Genomic DNA, 16,007 nt, shown 5'->3' on the forward strand with positions numbered 1-16,007 from the left:
TCACGGAGACCACCATGGACCGCAGGACCCTGCTCGCCCTTCTGCCCGCCGTCGCGCTCGCTCCCGCCCTGCTCTCGCTGGCGCCACCGACCGAGGAAGCTTTCGCCCAAGGCGTCGACCCGAACGCCATCCTCAACGACCCCGAGGTGCCGGTCTCGGGCAACCCGAAGGGCGACCTGACCATCGTCGCCTTCCTCGATTACAACTGCCCCTTCTGCAAGAAGGCCGAGCCCGACCTCACCCGTCTGGTGAAGGCGGACGGGCGCATCCGCCTTGTCCACAAGGACTGGCCGATCCTCGGCGACGCCTCCGTCTACGGCGCCCAACTCGCCCTCGCGGCGAAGTACCAGGGCCGCTACGACGAAGTGCACCGCGCGCTCATGGCGATTCCGGGTCGCAAGATTCCCAAGGAGCGGATGCTGGAGGCGGTGGCTGCCTCGGGCGTCGACGTCGCCCGCCTGGAAGAGGACCGGAAGGCGCACCAGGCCGAGATCGCGGCCCTGCTCCAGCGCAACCTCGACCAGGCCGACGCCCTGGGCCTCCAGGGAACGCCGGTCTTCCTGATCGGCCAGCTCAAGGTCGCGGCGGCGCTCGATTACGACGGCTTCAAGCAGGCGGTGGTGCAGGCCCGAGCGCGGGGTCGCTCGTGATGCCGCGGCCCCTCCGCCTTACGACGTTGATCGCGCTCGCCTTGGCGCTCGGCGCCTGCTCGACCTCGCAGGGGGCTCCGGCCCCCGTCGCGGAAGCCCGGCCGCAGATCGCCCCGGAGGTCTTGCGCCGGTACGCCGCCGTCACGGATGAACCCTTCCCGGTCGAGGCGGTCGACCCGCGTGACCTCAAGGCGCGCAACGTCCGCCAGTTGGTCGACTACCCGTCGAAGGAGCCGCCCGGCACCCTCGTCGTCGATCCATACAAGCGCTTTCTCTACCTCGTCATGGAGGGCGGCAAGGCGATGCGCTACGCGGTCGGGGTGGGCAAGGCCGGCTTCGAGTTCACCGGCGAGGCGACCGTCGCCCGCAAGGCTTCCTGGCCGCGATGGACGCCGACCCCCGACATGCTCCGGCGTGATCCGAAGCGGAACGGACGCTGGGCCGGCGGCATGCCGGGCGGCGACAGGAACCCGCTCGGGGCCCGGGCGCTCTACCTGTTCAAGGACGGCAAGGACACGCTGTACCGCATCCACGGCACGACGGAGCCCTGGAGCATTGGCGAGGCGGTGTCCTCGGGATGCATCCGCATGCTGAACCAGGACGTGATCGACCTGCACCGGCGCGTCCCCACCGGCACGAAGGTGGTGGTGCTCGGGTCCCGGGGCACCGTCCACGCCGCACGGCCAAAAGCGCCGGAGACGACGGGCAGCCTCGGGAACGGCGCATCCGCCGGACCGACGCCGGACGACGGCCTCGATCATGCGGGGCTCGACGACCTTTTGCGCAACGCGTCGGAAGCACCCGAGCCTCCGGCCAACGACAGGGAGGCGGACGATGACGGTCTTTAGGAGCCTGATGATCGCGGTCGTTCTTGCGACCCTGGGCTTAAGGGCGGCCCATGCCGGCTCGGAGGCGCCGGCCGGGTACTACGCCGACCAGAAGGTGGTCTACCACAATGACGGCGGCCTCGACGGAGCCGCCTACTTCAAGCGCCTTCTCGGCAACCTGCGCAATCACGTCGAGGCGGTGGGCAAGGCCCATGTCGAGATCCGCGTGGTGAGCCACGGCGACGGGGTCGCGCTCTTCCAGTCGGCCGTGAACGACAAGGAGGTCGCCGCCCGTATCGATGCCCTCAAGGGGATAGGAGTCCGGTTCCTCATCTGCGCCAACACTTTGCGCGAACGGAAGATCGACCGTGGCACGCTCTACGGCGTCACCGAGGACGACGTCGTGCCGAGCGGTGTCGCCGAACTGGCGCGGCTGCAGGGCATGGGGTTCGCCTACATCCATCCGTGAGTTGGTCGAACGGGGGAAGACGATCCTCTCGTCGGCATCGACGCCACGCCATCGATGGCGTCTGCCCAAAGGCGAAGGCGTCCGTGCGCCATCGCACCCCCTCAGCGCATCCCAATCCAGGCCATCGGTATCACGCTTGCCATTACATTAGTTGATGCTAAATAAGAGTTATCTAATGTGATGGTTCGGCAGGGGAGGACGTCCCTTGCAGCCAGCCGGGCATCCCCCGGACCACCGCCTGGGAGCGACCACCATGGATGGCTTCACGCCTGTCAGCGCCCTCGCCGGCGGTGCCTTGATCGGCACCTCCGCGGCCCTGTTCCTGCTCCTCAACGGACGGATCGCCGGCATCAGCGGCATCCTCGGCGGCCTCCTAATCCCGCCGTCTCGCGAGACCGGCTGGCGCGCCGCCTTCGTGGCAGGACTCGTCCTGGCGCCGTTCGCCTACGCCGGCCTGGATGGCAGCCTGCCGCCGGTGACGGTGGTTGCTTCGTTCCCGCTGCTCGCCGTCGCCGGCCTGCTAGTCGGGTTCGGATCGCGCCTCGGTGCCGGCTGCACGAGCGGCCACGGGGTCTGCGGCATCGGCCGCGGCTCGCCCCGCTCCGTGGTCGCCACCGGCACCTTCATGGCCGTCGCCATCCTGACCGTCCTCGTCGTGCGCCATCTCGTCGGAGCCTAAGCCATGGCTAAGACCGCCTCCGCCTTCGCCGTCGGCCTCCTGTTCGGCCTCGGCCTCCTCGTCTCCGGCATGGCCGATCCGGCCAAGATCCTCGCCTTTCTCGACGTGACCGGGCGCTGGGACCCGAGCCTCGCCTTCGTGATGGCTGGCGCCGTCGCGGTCTCGACGACGGGCTATCTCGTGGCGCGGCGCCGTGGGCGGCCGTTGCTCGCCTCCCGGCTTGAGATCCCGAACCGGCGCGACCTCGACCCGCGCCTGATCTCCGGCGCCGCGGTGTTCGGTATCGGCTGGGGCCTCGCCGGCTTGTGCCCGGGGCCCGCGCTCACCCTGCTGACGGTCGCACCTGCTCAAGCGGTGACCTTCGTCGTCGCCATGGTCGTCGGGATGCTGGCGTTTCGCCTTCTCCCGGCGGCAGCCCCGAAGCCGGCGGTCCAGGGAGCCGACGCATGACGCCCGGCCTGCTGACATCCGGCCTATCCGCCGGCTCGGGCGGGGTCGTCGGCGTGATCCTCGGTCTCGTCGGCGGGGGTGGCTCGATCCTGGCCGTCCCGCTCCTGACCTACGTCGTCGGCGTGTCCTCGCCACATGTGGCGATCGGCACCAGCGCCTTGGCGGTGTCGGTCAGCGCGGCCGGCAACCTCGTCCCGCAATGGCGGGCTGGGAACGTGAAGTGGCGATGCGCGGCGGCGTTCTCGGTCGCCGGCGTCCTCGGCGCGCTGGCCGGCTCGGTCGCTGCGAAGGCGGTTGACGGGCAGAGCCTCCTGGCCCTGTTCGGGGTCGTGATGCTGGTGGTCGGGAGCCTGATGCTGCGCAAGCGGCGCGGCGACGGCGACCCGGAGGTGCGCCTGACCAAGGCCAACGCCCCGGTACTCCTGCCCTGGCTGCTCGGCATCGGGTTCGCGGTCGGCCTGTTCTCCGGCTTCTTCGGCATCGGCGGGGGATTCCTCATCGTGCCGGGCCTGATGCTGGCGACGTCGATGCCGCTGCCGATGGCCATCGGCACCTCGCTGGTCGCGGTCAGCGCCTTCGGGGCGGCGACCGCGGCGAGCTACGCCGCCTCCGGCCTGATCGACTGGCCGTTGGCCGGCCTGTTCATCCTGGGCGGCGTGCTCGGGGGCCTCGTCGGATCGAGGCTCGGACAGCGGCTCGCCGGGCGCAAGCGCGCCCTCACCATCACCTTCGCCGGCCTCGTCATCCTGGTCGGCCTCTACGTCGTCGCCCGCGGGGCCCTACCGCTCCTCGGCGCCAACACCTGAACCCGAAAAAGGAGGCGTTTCATGTCGGACCAGACCATCGAAGCCCTGCGCGGGCACCCCATCGTCACCGGCTTCCATGACGAGCCGACCGGCAGCATCCAGTACGTCCTCGCCGATCCCGAGACGAAGCGTTGCGCGATCATCGACCCGGTCCTCGACTTCGATCCGAAGTCCGACGCGACCGCGACGGGGTCCGCCGACACCCTGCTCGTTCATGTCGAGCGCGAGGGCTATCAGTTGGAGTGGATCCTCGAAACCCATCCGCAGGCCGACCACTTCTCGTCTGTTGGCTACCTGCACGACAAGACCGGCGTCCCGAACGCCATCGGCGATAAGGTCGTCGATGTGCAGCGGCTCTGGGAGGAGTTCTATAACCTGTCGGACAGTTCCCAGACGGCGAGCGCTTCCGGATTCGAGACTTGAGCTCGACTCAGGTCCAGGCGTTGCCTGTTCGGTAGAGCATGTAGGCGGCGACAGCGAAGATGAGAGACGCGAAGATCCTGTCGAGCGTGCCCTTTTGCCCGGCGAGGCGGCAAGCGAGGCGCATGCCGACCCAGCCGCCAACGAGGCCGCCGGCGATGTACTCGGCCGCGACCGGCCAATCGATCATGCCTGACACGGCATAGTTGGCCGCCGTCGCGACGCCAAAGGCACCGACTGCGAAGAGCGAGGTGCCGATGGCGTTGATCATCGGCATTCCGGTGGCGAACACGAGACCCGGCACGATCAGGAAGCCCCCGCCGATACCGAAGAACCCCGACATGACGCCGACGGCCAGCGCCACCGCGGCCAACTTCGGTGTGAAGGCCGGCGGAGCGACCGCCTCGCCGGCCGCGGCGGCGCCGGAGCGATTGCGCGTGCCGGACCTGAGCATCAGCAGCCCGACGGCGATCATGACCAGGGCGAACAGGAAAAGCAGGCGCTCGCCGTCGAACGCCTTGCCCAACGTCGAGCCACCGAGGGCACCGACGACGCCGAAGGCAGCGAACACGAGCGCGTTGCCCCACCGCACATTGCCCGCCCTCCAGTGTCCGGTGAAATTCGCGAAGGCGCTGACCGCCACCGCGAGGGCGCCTGTCCCGATTGCGACGTGGGGCTGTCCTACGCCGACCACGTAGAGCAGAAGGGGGGTCGCCAGGATTGACCCACCGCCGCCGATGAGGCCGAGGCTGAACCCGACGAAGCCGCCGGACAGGAGAGCGAGCAAGGCGCTCATCGCGTGGGCCGCCCCGAACGCCTCGCCCCCTGGTCGAGCGCCGCGCTGCCGGTCCATGCGAACATGGCCGCCCCGCCGCCCCGGACATGTTCGCTCGCCTTGCCGCGGCGGGGACGGCGCCGCGGCTCTTCCGAACAAAACATCTCGTGCAGGAACTGGACGAGTTCGACCGCACGGGGCTCCGTCAGCGTGTAGAAGACGGTCTTGTGCTCGCGGCGGGTCATGACCAACCCTGCCTCCCGCAACTCCCCCAGGTGCTGGGAGAGGCTCGGCTGGCGTATGCCGAGTTCGCGTTCCATCTCGGCCACGGAGCACTCGCCTTCGAACAATCGGCATAGGAGGCGCAAGCGACCCGGGTGGGCGAACACCTTGAGGAGGTCAGACACCTCCCGGGCCATTTCCTCGGGGAGCGACGCCGCCGGGCTCATTCCCACGCAGCCCCTTCCAAGGCGTCGAGAGGAAACCTGAGATAGCGCCTGCCATTCGGCTCGGGCTCGGGCAGCCGACCGCCGCGGATGTTGACCTGCAACGCGTGCAGGATGAGCTTGGGCATCGGCAGGGTGGCATCGCGTTCGTCGCGGATGCGTACGAAATCCGACTCAGTACGGGCCGCGACGATGTGAGTGTTCCGCGCCCGCTGCTCGGCGACGGTGCTTTCCCAACGCGCTTCGCGACCACCCGGCCGATAGTCGTGGCCGGTGAAGATGCGCGTCTCCTCCGGCAGGGCGAGGATGGCCTGGATCGAGCGCCAGAGCGCGGCGGCGCTGCCGCCCGGGAAATCGGCGCGTGCCGTGCCCGAGTCCGGCATGAAAAGGGTATCGTGCACGAAGGCGGCGTCACCGATCACGTAGGTGACGGAAGCCAGGGTGTGGCCCGGCGAGAACAGAACCCGAGCCGGCACCTCGCCGATTGAGAAGGCATCGCCCTCCGCGAAGGTCCGGTCCCATTGCGAGCCGTCGGTCGGCAGGTCCACGAAGCCGTAGATCGCCTTCCAGAGTTTCTGGACCTCGACGACCCGCTCGCCGATGGCGGTCGGGGCTCCGGTTCGGTCCTTGAGGTATCGAGCGGCCGAAAAGTGGTCGGCGTGCGGGTGGGTGTCGAGGATCCACTCGACCGAGAGCCCCTCCGCCCGCACGTACTCCAAGATCTCGTCGGCGCAACGCGTCGCGGTCGCACCCGACTTCTCGTCGAAGTCCAGTACGGGATCGATGATGGCGCAGCGCCTCGTCCGCGGGCACGAGGCCACGTACTGGATACTGCCCGTTCGCCGCTCGTAGAACCCCCGGACGATGGGGCGTGGGCCGTCAGCTTCCGTCATGCTCATAGGGTTCCCGCTCGGAAGTACCAGTCGCCGACCTCGCCCTCCGTGCGGCCGGCGGCCGCGTGGAACGTCAGCGGTGGCGCGACGAGGATCGGATCGCCCGGCCGCCAAGCTTCCGGCGTGACGACGTCCTCCTCGTCTGTGAGCTGAAGCGCGGCGACGAGGCGCAGGATCTCCTCGACGTTGCGCCCCACCGTCATCGGGTAGGTGGAGGCGGCCCGGATGATCCCGTCCGGATCGATGACGAAAGTTGTCCTTACGGTCGCACTCGACACGGCGCCCGGCGGCAGCATGCCGTAGGCGCGCGCAATGGCCATGGAGGGGTCTTCCAGCATCGGGAACGGCACCCGGACACCGAAGCGCTCCTCGATGTTGTGCGCCCAAGCGAGGTGCGACGAGAGGCTGTCGACCGAGAGGCCGAGCAGGTCGCAATTCAGCGCCTGGAACCGAGGATAGGCGCGCGAGAAGGCGAGGAACTCGCTCGTGCAGACCGGCGTGAAGTCGGCCGGGTGGGAGAACAGGACCAACCAGCGCCCGCCGTACTCCTCAAGCGTCCGCTCGCCCATCGTCGTGCGCGCCCGGAAGCCAGGGGCTGGATCGCCCATCACCGGCGGGCAGACCGGCCTGCCTAGGGCATCATCGCCCAAATCAATATGTGAAATCATATATTGATGTTCCTAGCGTTCCGCCGGCACAGCACCAGCTATTCTGGGGATTGCACCCCTGTCAATATCCCTTATGCTCAGATCAGCCTAAGTCAATATGTAATTCAACATAACGAAGGAGGGTGCAATGGACGCCAAGCTCATCACGGACGACTTGGCCGTCGCGCCGCAAATCGGGCCCGACGACATCCCGGCGGTTGCGTCCGCCGGGTTCCGGTCGATCATCTGCAACCGCCCCGATGCCGAGGCCGCCGACCAAACCGCATTCCGCGAGATCGAGAGATTGGCCGGGGAGGCGGGCATCGCCGCGCGCTACCTGCCGGTCACCTCGGGCGGGATCACCGACGAGGACGTTGCGGCTTTCGAGATGGCGACGGGCGCCCTGCCGAAGCCGACGCTTGCCTACTGCCGCACCGGCACGCGCTCGGCCACGCTATGGTCGCTCGCCGAGGCGAGGCGCGGTCGCGCCGTGCCGGAGATCATGGCTGCCGCCAAGGCCGTGGGCTACGACATGAGCGGCGCGGCCGCCCGGATGGCGACGCGCAGCGGCGTCGCGACCGAAGGTACTGAGAGGCACTTCTCGGTCGTTGTCGTCGGCGGCGGCGCGGCCGGCATCGCAGCAGCCTCAAGCCTGAAGGCGCGCAAGCCCGACTTGCAGGTCGCTGTCATCGACCCAGCCGACGTCCACTACTACCAGCCCGGTTGGACGCTGGTCGGTGCCGGCGTGTTCGACCAGGACGAAACGGCCCGGACCATGGCGTCGCTGATCCCGGACGGCGTGACCTGGATCAAGGCTGGTGTGGTCGCCTTCGAGCCCGAGAGGAAGGCCGTGGTGCTGGAGGGCGGTCGGGCCATCGGCTACGACCGCCTCGTCGTCGCCCCGGGGCTGAAGCTCAACTGGGCCGGCATCGACGGCCTGGACGAGACGCTCGGCCGGAACGGGGTCACATCGAACTACCGCTTCGACCTCGCGCCCTATACCTGGGAACTGGTGCAAGGCCTCGGCAGGGGACGGGCCGTGTTCACTCAGCCGTCCATGCCGATCAAATGCGCGGGCGCTCCGCAGAAGGCGATGTATCTCTCCGCCGACCATTGGCGGCGGTCTGGTCGCTTGCCCGACATCGGGATCGATTTCTTCACGGCGACACCTGGCCTATTCGGCGTGAAGGAGTACGTCCCGCCGCTGATGGAGTACGTCCGTCGCTACGACGCGAAGCTGCACTTCAATCACAACCTCACGCGCATCGACGGCCAAGCCAAGCGCGCCTGGTTCTCTCGCACGGCCGAGGACGGGACCAAGTCGACGGTGGAGACCGAGTTCGACATGATCCACGTCGTTCCGCCTCAACAGGCCCCCGATTTCGTCAGGACGTCGCCCCTTGCGGATTCGAGCGGCTGGGTCGAGGTGGACCAGGCGAGCATGCGCCACAAACGCTTCGCCGACGTCTACGCGCTGGGCGATGCCTGCAGTGCGCCGAACGCCAAGACCGCCGCCGCGGCGCGAAAGCAGGCGCCCGTCTTGGCGCACAACCTGTTGCGCGACATGGGCTTCATCAAGGAGCCGGATGCGGTCTACGACGGGTACGGCTCATGCCCGCTGACGGTCGAGCGCGGCAAGATCCTGCTTGCCGAGTTCGGTTACGGCGGCAAACTCCTCCCGAGCTTCCCGTCCTGGCTCATCGACGGCACGAAGCCAAGCCGGGCCGCGTGGCTCCTCAAGGAACGCATGCTCCCGCCGATCTACTGGCAAGGCATGCTCAAGGGACGCGAATGGATGGCAAGGCCCAAGCTGGCGGTTTGAGCGGGCAGCGCCAGGTGGCCGACACGGGGTTCGGGGTCCGGTCCGTCCGTTGGATGCGCTCCCCGGACAACGAAGCGCCGGCAGATACTGCGCCGGAACCAGGCCTCGGATGGCCAGCGCGAGCAATGATCGGTTGTAGACGATGTGGCCGCCCGTATCCTCGCCGGTAACCGCCGTCTTCATGCGATCGTACAGGATCTCGATCGGCACGCCGCCGATCGCGGTGAACGCCTGCATGTGACAGCGCAGCAGGGTCTGCAGATCCTGGTGCAGGACGAAGCGCGCCTCGATGTGCCGGGAATGCCCGAGCACGAGCGAGAACAGCCAGACGATGCAGGCCGTGTCCGGTGCGTCCGTGAAGGTGACCACGAAGCGGGCGAAGTCGACCTGGGCCTGCTGGCCGGCCGGCGTCTCGAAGCGGACCTCGTAGGGCTTGGCCTCGGCCGGCCGGATCGCGGCCACGAACCGCTTCACCGCGGTGTAGGCGCCCGTGTAGCCGCGCTCACGCAACTCGCGGGTCAGGCGCACCGCGCTGAGATCGGGGAAGGCCGCGACGCGCTCGCGCAAATAGTCGAGGTAGGGTGCGAGCTTGCTCGGTCGTCCGGCTTGGCGGGGGCCGTAGGCCGGCGGTTCCAGGCCGCGCTCGATGTACTTGCGGACCGTCTTCGGGTCGCGCCCGGTCCGGCGAGCGATGGCGGTGACGGACAAGCCCTGTCGGTGCAGGTCCAGGATCATGAGGAGTTCTCCCAGCAGGACCATCCTCGTCGCTCCCGACCGATACGCGTCGGCGGGCATGGTGGCTGAGGATGGATAAGCCCGAGGGTGCGGGGGACGTCCCGCCTCCGCGGGCCAGGGCACCGACCAGGGAATTTTCGATGCTCACAATCAGGGAGTATTCAACGCCCGCTGACACTCGTCGTTGGGCTACCAGCCGCCCGCACCAGAGGTCGTCATCTGGCCGGCAGGGCCGAGCGGCTCAGCGCCGTCCGCTCGCCCCGCCATCGTCACACGACCTGACGTCCCCCCATCGCTTTGGTCCGGCGTGAGTGCGAGTTTTCCGGTTTCGTGAGCCCCTGAGGGGAGGAGCAGAGCCGTGAAGAAGAGCAGGTTCACCGAAGAGCAGATCGCCTTCGCGCTGAAGCAGGCCGAGACCGGGACACCGGTCGCGGAGGTGCTGCGCCGGATGGGCATCTCCGAGCAGACGTTTTACCGCTGGAAGAAGCTCTACGGTGGCTTGGGGACGGGCGAGTTGCGGCGGCTGAAGCAGCTTGAGGACGAGAACCGCAAGCTCAAGCAACTCGTGGCCGATCTGAGCCTCGACAAGCACATCCTGCAGGACGTGCTCGCAAAAAAGCTCTGACGCCTGCTCGGCGACGCGAGCTCGTGCACCAGGTTCAGGAGGCGCACGGGGTGAGCGAGCGGCGCGGCTGCGCCGCGCTCGGCGTCGGTCGGTCGGGCGTCCGCTACCGCTCGACCAAGCCCGATCAGGCACCGCTGCGGATGCGCATCTGCGATCTGGCCAAGAGCCGGGTGCGCTACGGGTACTTCCGGATCTACATCCTGCTGCGCCGGGAAGGTTGGCGGGTGAATCACAAGAGGGTCCACCGCCTCTACAGGGATGAGGGCCTCAGCCTGCGGCTCAAGCGGCCGCGCCGGCACGTCAGCGCGGCACACCGTGAGCGTCAGCCTGCTGCGCTCCGGCCGAACGAACGCTGGTCGATGGACTTCGTCTCCGACGCGCTGTTCGACGGCCGCCGGCTGCGGGCCCTGACGGTCGTCGATGCATTCACGCGCGAGGCTCTGGCGATCGAGGTCGACCAGGGCATCAAAGGCGAGCAGGTCGCGGCTGTCGTCGGCCGCTTGACGCTGCTGCGCGGAGCACCATGCGCGATTCAGGTCCAGGCTGTGTGAAAACGCCCTGATCTGGTAGAGTAATTTCCGATCTGGGGAGTTCGGGATGAAGCGCTTCATCGCAGGCGAGGATCGTCAGCAGATCACGCTCCTTCCCGACTGCCTGGACGACTACATCACCGCCGACAATCCGGTTCGCCTTGTCGAAGTGTTCGTCGATGAGCTCGATCTGGGCGCGCTCGGCTTCGCGGGCGCGGTACCGGAGGCCACGGGCCGTCCGGCCTACCATCCCGCGACTCTGCTGAAGATCTACGTGTACGGCTACCTCAACCGCGTTCCGTCGAGCCGCCGCCTCGAACGCGAGAGCCAGCGCAACATCGAACTGATCTGGCTGACCGGCCGGCTGATGCCCGACTTCAAGACGCTGGCCGACTTCCGCAAGGATAATGGCCCAGCCATCCAGGCCGCCTGCGCGCAGTTCGTGGTGCTGTGCCGCCGGCTGAACCTGTTCAGCAAGGCCGTCGTCGCGGTTGACGGCAGCAAGTTCAAGGCGGTCAACAACCGCGACAAGAACTTCACCGCCGCCAAGGTCGAAGCCCGGCTGGCGCAGGTCGAGGCGAGCATCGGCCGTTACCTCGCGGCGCTGGATCGGGCCGACCGCGAGCCGAGCGACATCGCCGAGGCGCGCACAACGCGGCTCAACGAGAAGATCGCGGGCCTGCGCGAGCAGATGCAGGCTCTCCAGGCGATGGGTCGGCAGGTCGAGGCCGCCCCCGACGGCCAGATCTCGCTCACCGATCCCGACGCGCGCTCCATGGCGACCAGCGGCAAGAGCACCGGCCTGGTCGGCTACAACGTCCAGGCCGCAGTCGATGCCGAGCATCACCTGATCGTGGCCCACGCGGTGACCAACGTCGGCAGCGACCGCGCGCAACTCGCCCCGATGGGGCTCCTGGCGCAGGCGGCGACAGGATGCACCACGCTGACGGTGCTGGCCGACCGGGGCTACCTCAGCGGGGAGCAGGTGCTGGCCTGCGAGGGCACCGGGGTGCTGCCCTGTGTGCCAAAGACCCTGACCTCAGGCCACGCCAAGCGTGGCCTCTTCACGGGACAGGACTTCGTCTACGATGCCGAGAAGGACCACTACACCTGTCCCGCCGGCCAGCACCTGACCAAGGGGGCCACCCGGTCCGATCGCCGGGCCGAGGGCGACGCAATGGACCACTACCGCAACCTGACGGCCTGTCTCGATTGTGCGCTCAAGCCCCGCTGCACGCCGACGGAGACGCGGCGGGTCAAGCGCTGGGTGCACGAGGGTGTGCTCGACGCGATGCAGGCGCGGCTCGACCGGATGCCGGATGCGATGAAGATCCGTCGCCAGACCGTGGAGCACCCGTTCGGCACGCTGAAGGCCTGGATGGGTGCAACCCACTTCCTGACTCGGACCTTGGCGAAGGTCAGGACCGAAATGAGCTTGCAGGTTCTGGCCTACAACATGAAGCGGATGATCCAGATCTTCGGGGTCGGTCCGCTGCTGGCGGCCGTCCGGGCCTAGGGCTCGCCAGTTCGATCTGCCACGCTGCTCCACGCAAACGACCCAAGCCTGACGGATCGGCGTTCTCACACGGCCTCGGTCGATAACGGGCCTGAGTTCGTCTCGAAGGCACTCGACCGCTGGGCCTACGAGAACGGTGTCACGTTGGACTTCTCACGGCCCGGCAAGCCGACCGACAACGCGCTAGTCGAGTCGTTCAACGGCCGGCTGCGCGACGAGTGCCTGAACGCGAACTGGTTCTTGTCGTTGGCCGACGCGAGGAGCAAGATCGAGACGTGGCGGCGGCACTACAACGAGAGCCGTCCTCACACCGCCCTGGGGTGGCGAACACCCCAGGAATTCGCCCTAGCGGCGGCCCTGCAGGCCGCCGAATGAGATCCGGAAGCTCACCTTGCGGCCGGACCAAAATCCGGGGGACCCTCAGACCGACGATGCACTAACTTCAAGCCTGGGACACCGAATGGGGGCAGGCCACCCTGACTGTGACTTTCGCGAACCGTGACGTGAGTTCGGCGAGAGACAGCTCCATCGGCGTTGCGACCGCGCCGCGGATCGCGAGGCGATACGTCGCTTCGTCGATCTCCGGCAGATTGCCGTGGCTGCGCACGTAGAAGTCGCCCACCTCCGTGCGGAAGGCGGCGCGCAGCCGGTCGAGCGGCGGCTCGGCATTAAACGGCATTTTACCGTGGACGATGAGATGGGTCTTGCGTTCGGTCAAGCGCGACATGACGATCCTTGTTCGCGATCCCGTTCGCGTTTGAACGCATCGCCGAGCATTCGGTCCCGCGACGTGGCACCAGGGCACGGAGATGGTGAGCCGGTGGCGCGCCGCGCCGACGTTGGAACGATCGACGATGTGGCGTCAGCATCGGAGTGGCATGACGATCAGTCCGCTTTCGAGGCGCGTCGACTGTCGGCCCAGATGCGCTTCAGCGTCGTGCGCGTCTCGTCGAGCACGGCAGATCGGCGGGCGTGCCAGCGTTCCAGAAGCCAATCAGCCTCCGCTTCGTCCCGGCATCGGGACAGGTCGACCGAGAAGTCGGGATCGTAGCGCTCGATAGCGGTGATCGCGTCGTAACCCTGTTCACGCGCGGCGCGCAAAGCCTCGATCAACGCGTAATCCGGCTGCCCAGGATGCCCATCCGTCACGGCGACGCCTCGAGGGTCGGTCTTCGCACTGAGACGGGTTCCCGGATACAGAGTCTCGCGGGTGCTCTTACCCATCGTCGTCTCCGTGTGCTTCGAGCGCATCGGCTGGGAAGGTGCTTGGGCGCTCCTGCTTCAGGGTTGCGGCTTGAGATGCGTGAGGTATTCGACGATTGCACCGACATCCTCCTGCGAGACCGGTGCCTTGTAGACTTTGACCATCTTGTTGACGGTCTCAGTCCATTGCGTTTTGGTGAGCTTGGGCTGCGTGAGAACCATGCCGGCCGAGTGGCAGGCGAGGCAATTGTTGTTGATTGCCTCGGCGCCCGGCCCGTCGGGGAAAGTCCGATCGGATGACGGAAGTTCGATCTCCTGCGAGGAAAAGCGCATCGGTTCGGGATCCGACGCGGCGAGAACCGCAACGGGCGACAGGACGAGCGCCGCGAACAGCGTGACGGTGTGAACACGGATCATCGGACCTCTCCCTCAGGCGACCTGGAAGCGTACGGTTTCGATGCCGTTTTGCATGAAGCCGTTGGTGTTCCAGACAGGCTCAGATGGCTGCACGAGCCCGTTCATATTTGTGCATCTGACCATGACCGCATGCGAGCCTGCCACGAGCGCCGGGAGACTGCCGGTGAACCGGCGAAAGCTATACATGCCCTCGTCCGTCCCGAGTTCAGTCGGAAACCATGATGTCCCGCCGTCCCCGGAGAACTCCACGGACTTGACCCCGCAATTGCCCCCGAAGGCGATGCCGCGCAGGGTCACCGGCGAGCCGGCCTGCACGGAGCCGCCATCGCGCAGATTGGTCAGGAAGGAGCGCGGCACCATTCGGTTGATCGGCACCGTCTTGAAGCCCGTCTCGCCGGGCTTGATGTTCGCACCCGGCACGTCCGGAATCCGGTAGGCAGTCTTCATCCAGAACTGCTCGTCGGGCTTGTCGAGGACCTCGATGTCGGACAGCATCTTGACCCAATAGGTCGAATACCAACCTGGCACGACAAGGCGCAGGGGGAAGCCGTTAAGCAGCGGCAGTTGCGCGCCGTTCATGGCATAGGCGATCATCACCTCGCCGTTGCGCGCATGGTCGAGGTCGAGCGATTTCTTGAAATCGGGGGCGTCGTCCACGACCGGTTCGTCGAGACCGTTGAACCGCACTTGCACGGCGCCTGCCTTCACCCCGGCCTTGTCGAGCAGATCCTTCAGCCGGACCCCCGTCCAGCGCGCGTTGCCCATCGAGCCGTTGGCCCATTGCGCGCCGGGCACGCGCGGCTCGAACAGGCCGCGCGAATTGCCCGAGCACTGGTTGACCGCGGCGATCTCGAAGCGCGGCAGAGCCGCGATCTTCGTGAGCGAGAGCGACAGCGCGCGCTCGACATGGCCGTGGACCTTGAGCCGAAAGGCGTCGGCGTCGACGACGGTGGGAATCGAGGCCCAGTGCCAGCGCACGTAGAAGCGGTCATTGGGTGTGAACACACCCTCGTCGAACACCTCGAACGGCGTTTCCAACAAAGGCGGCCGGGTCCGCTGCAGGATCATCTGCCCCTTGCCGGGAAAGGCATTGGTCAGCTCGCGTCCATCCGGGCCGCCGGGAAGCGGCAACGACAGCGTGCTCTCGGCCTGCGCCGAAAATGCCGGAAACGCGCTGACAAGAACCCCGACCCCGAGTCCTTTGAGGAAGCATCGCCGATCTGTCGACGCGAGCCGTTCCACCATGCACCTCCAATTCGTTCGATCCAGCATCGCAGCTGCCCTGTCACGCGCGAGCTTCGGACACTAGGTCGCGGACTCATTAAGCTCGCAGCCAGATCCGCAGGGCTGCGAGCTTGACGCTGGCGAGGAAGTTGTCGGGATCCTTGTCGTAGCGCGTGGCAACAGCCCGAAAGTGCTTGATCTTGCTGAAGAAGCGCTCGACCAAGTTGCGGTACTTGTACAAGAACGGGCTGAAGGCCAGCACCTGTTTGCGGTTGGGCATCGGCTTCACGTTCGCCCACGCACCTTGCTCAGCCATCCGGGTCCGCAACGCGTCACTGTCGTAGGCCCGATCCCCCAGCAGGATCTGGCCCGCGCCCAAACCGCCCAGCATGTCTGCGGCCGAGCGCCCATCATGCGCTTGGCCTGCTGTGATCTTGAGGGCCACGGGCCTGCCCTCAGCATCCACCAGCGCGTGGATCTTGCTCGTCAGGCCGCCGCGCGAGCGACCCATGCCACCGGATCCGCCCTCTTTTTTTGGGCGCAGGCGGCATGCTGATGCACCCGCACGCTGGTGGCGTCGATCATCTGCAGGTCGCCGTCGTAAGCCTTTGACACCGCGTCCAGAAGCCGGTCCCAGATCCCACGCTTGCGCCAGCGCCGGAAGCGATTGCCGCAGGTCGTGTAGGGACCATAGCGCGTTGGGATGTCGGCCCAGGGCGTACCCGTGCGCAGCCGCCAGAAGATGCCGTTGAGCACCCGCCGGTCGTCCACCCGCTCCTTGCCGCGCACATCCGTCGGCAGAAGCGGCTCGATCACCGCCCACTCCGCATCCGTCAGGTCAAACCGCGCCATCCAGATCCTCCGTCTCCAGAG

Annotated in this window: 17 protein-coding genes and 4 pseudogenes; 11 read left to right on the forward strand and 10 right to left on the reverse strand. The window is 67.3% G+C overall.

The genetic code is table 11. The features are described from left to right. Window positions 1-14 precede the first annotated feature (14 nt). The 7 genes and pseudogenes from HNR51_RS15710 to HNR51_RS15740 all read left to right on the forward strand — a co-directional run. A complete protein-coding gene (locus tag HNR51_RS15710; protein ID WP_182555550.1) occupies window positions 15-650 on the forward strand; it encodes a DsbA family protein in 636 nt (211 codons plus the stop codon). Next, on the forward strand, window positions 650-1,498 hold the full coding sequence (locus HNR51_RS15715; protein WP_182555551.1) for a L,D-transpeptidase: 849 nt from the start codon (window positions 650-652) through the stop codon (window positions 1,496-1,498). Before HNR51_RS15710 ends, HNR51_RS15715 begins: the two co-directional genes overlap by 1 nt. After that, entirely contained in the window at window positions 1,485-1,946 is a 462-nt protein-coding gene (locus HNR51_RS15720; protein ID WP_182555552.1) for a DsrE family protein, read from the forward strand. Before HNR51_RS15715 ends, HNR51_RS15720 begins: the two co-directional genes overlap by 14 nt. Before the next feature lie 253 nt (window positions 1,947-2,199). After that, the gene (locus HNR51_RS15725) at window positions 2,200-2,625 is read left to right on the forward strand and encodes a YeeE/YedE family protein (protein ID WP_182555553.1); all 426 of its coding nucleotides are present in this window, start codon (window positions 2,200-2,202) and stop codon (window positions 2,623-2,625) included. A 3-nt stretch (window positions 2,626-2,628) separates the two neighbouring features. Then, entirely contained in the window at window positions 2,629-3,075 is a 447-nt protein-coding gene (locus HNR51_RS15730; RefSeq protein WP_182555554.1) for a YeeE/YedE family protein, read from the forward strand. Next, entirely contained in the window at window positions 3,072-3,881 is an 810-nt protein-coding gene (locus HNR51_RS15735) for a sulfite exporter TauE/SafE family protein (RefSeq protein ID WP_182555555.1), read from the forward strand. Before HNR51_RS15730 ends, HNR51_RS15735 begins: the two co-directional genes overlap by 4 nt. A 21-nt stretch (window positions 3,882-3,902) precedes the next feature. Beyond that, window positions 3,903-4,277, forward strand: a pseudogene (locus HNR51_RS15740) (MBL fold metallo-hydrolase); the annotation flags it as partial. Between the two features lie 34 nt (window positions 4,278-4,311). Here HNR51_RS15740 and HNR51_RS15745 read toward each other — a convergent pair. Genes HNR51_RS15745 through HNR51_RS15760 form a run of 4 tightly spaced genes read right to left on the reverse strand, consistent with a single transcriptional unit; the run spans window position 4,312 to window position 7,083 of the window. Further along, window positions 4,312-5,097 (reverse strand): sulfite exporter TauE/SafE family protein, encoded by a 786-nt coding sequence (locus HNR51_RS15745; RefSeq protein WP_182555556.1) that lies wholly within the window; start codon window positions 5,095-5,097, stop codon window positions 4,312-4,314. Next, a complete protein-coding gene (locus HNR51_RS15750) occupies window positions 5,094-5,525 on the reverse strand; it encodes an ArsR/SmtB family transcription factor (RefSeq protein WP_182555557.1) in 432 nt (143 codons plus the stop codon). Before HNR51_RS15750 ends, HNR51_RS15745 begins: the two co-directional genes overlap by 4 nt. Continuing rightward, complete coding sequence (locus tag HNR51_RS15755; RefSeq protein ID WP_182555558.1) at window positions 5,522-6,415, reverse strand: MBL fold metallo-hydrolase; 894 nt, start codon at window positions 6,413-6,415, stop codon at window positions 5,522-5,524. Before HNR51_RS15755 ends, HNR51_RS15750 begins: the two co-directional genes overlap by 4 nt. A gap of 2 nt (window positions 6,416-6,417) precedes the next feature. Beyond that, on the reverse strand, window positions 6,418-7,083 hold the full coding sequence (locus HNR51_RS15760; RefSeq protein WP_182555559.1) for a peroxiredoxin: 666 nt from the start codon (window positions 7,081-7,083) through the stop codon (window positions 6,418-6,420). Window positions 7,084-7,210: 127 nt separating this feature from the next. On the opposite strand from HNR51_RS15760, the gene HNR51_RS15765 reads away from it, so the two are divergent. Then, window positions 7,211-8,884, forward strand: a complete 1,674-nt coding sequence (locus HNR51_RS15765) for a bifunctional protein tyrosine phosphatase family protein/NAD(P)/FAD-dependent oxidoreductase (RefSeq protein WP_182555560.1) — start codon at window positions 7,211-7,213, stop codon at window positions 8,882-8,884. Window positions 8,885-8,995: 111 nt separating this feature from the next. Here HNR51_RS15765 and istA read toward each other — a convergent pair. Continuing rightward, window positions 8,996-9,643: pseudogene (gene istA, locus HNR51_RS15770) on the reverse strand (IS21 family transposase); the annotation flags it as partial. Between the two features lie 334 nt (window positions 9,644-9,977). Here istA and HNR51_RS15780 point away from each other — a divergent pair. The 3 genes and pseudogenes from HNR51_RS15780 to HNR51_RS15790 form a co-directional block, all read left to right on the forward strand. Beyond that, window positions 9,978-10,783: pseudogene (locus HNR51_RS15780) on the forward strand (IS3-like element ISMex11 family transposase); the annotation flags it as partial. A gap of 58 nt (window positions 10,784-10,841) precedes the next feature. Further along, complete coding sequence (locus HNR51_RS15785) at window positions 10,842-12,290, forward strand: IS1182 family transposase (protein ID WP_182555561.1); 1,449 nt, start codon at window positions 10,842-10,844, stop codon at window positions 12,288-12,290. A gap of 75 nt (window positions 12,291-12,365) precedes the next feature. Beyond that, window positions 12,366-12,665: pseudogene (locus tag HNR51_RS15790) on the forward strand (integrase core domain-containing protein); the annotation flags it as partial. 67 nt (window positions 12,666-12,732) lie between these two features. Here the strand turns inward: HNR51_RS15790 and HNR51_RS15795 are convergent. The 5 genes from HNR51_RS15795 to HNR51_RS15815 all read right to left on the reverse strand — a co-directional run bounded on the left by HNR51_RS15795 (window position 12,733) and on the right by HNR51_RS15815 (window position 15,986). Continuing rightward, window positions 12,733-13,017, reverse strand: a complete 285-nt coding sequence (locus HNR51_RS15795; protein ID WP_182555562.1) for a molybdopterin-dependent oxidoreductase — start codon at window positions 13,015-13,017, stop codon at window positions 12,733-12,735. A 158-nt stretch (window positions 13,018-13,175) separates the two neighbouring features. Further along, window positions 13,176-13,514: a hypothetical protein gene (locus tag HNR51_RS15800; RefSeq protein ID WP_182555563.1), complete on the reverse strand. Its 339-nt coding sequence runs from the start codon at window positions 13,512-13,514 to the stop codon at window positions 13,176-13,178. Between the two features lie 57 nt (window positions 13,515-13,571). Beyond that, window positions 13,572-13,910, reverse strand: coding sequence for a c-type cytochrome (locus tag HNR51_RS15805; RefSeq protein ID WP_182555564.1), 339 nt, complete (start codon window positions 13,908-13,910; stop codon window positions 13,572-13,574). A 12-nt stretch (window positions 13,911-13,922) separates the two neighbouring features. Further along, the gene (locus tag HNR51_RS15810; RefSeq protein WP_182555565.1) at window positions 13,923-15,155 is read right to left on the reverse strand and encodes a molybdopterin-dependent oxidoreductase; all 1,233 of its coding nucleotides are present in this window, start codon (window positions 15,153-15,155) and stop codon (window positions 13,923-13,925) included. 76 nt (window positions 15,156-15,231) lie between these two features. After that, a protein-coding gene (locus tag HNR51_RS15815; protein ID WP_373325199.1) for an IS5 family transposase occupies window positions 15,232-15,986 on the reverse strand; the annotation gives its coding sequence in 2 pieces (ribosomal slippage) (window positions 15,232-15,645 and window positions 15,648-15,986; 753 coding nt in all). Between the last annotated feature and the right edge of the window lie 21 nt (window positions 15,987-16,007).

The organism is Methylorubrum thiocyanatum, from assembly GCA_014138645.1.
Classification (GTDB): domain Bacteria; phylum Pseudomonadota; class Alphaproteobacteria; order Rhizobiales; family Beijerinckiaceae; genus Methylobacterium; species Methylobacterium thiocyanatum.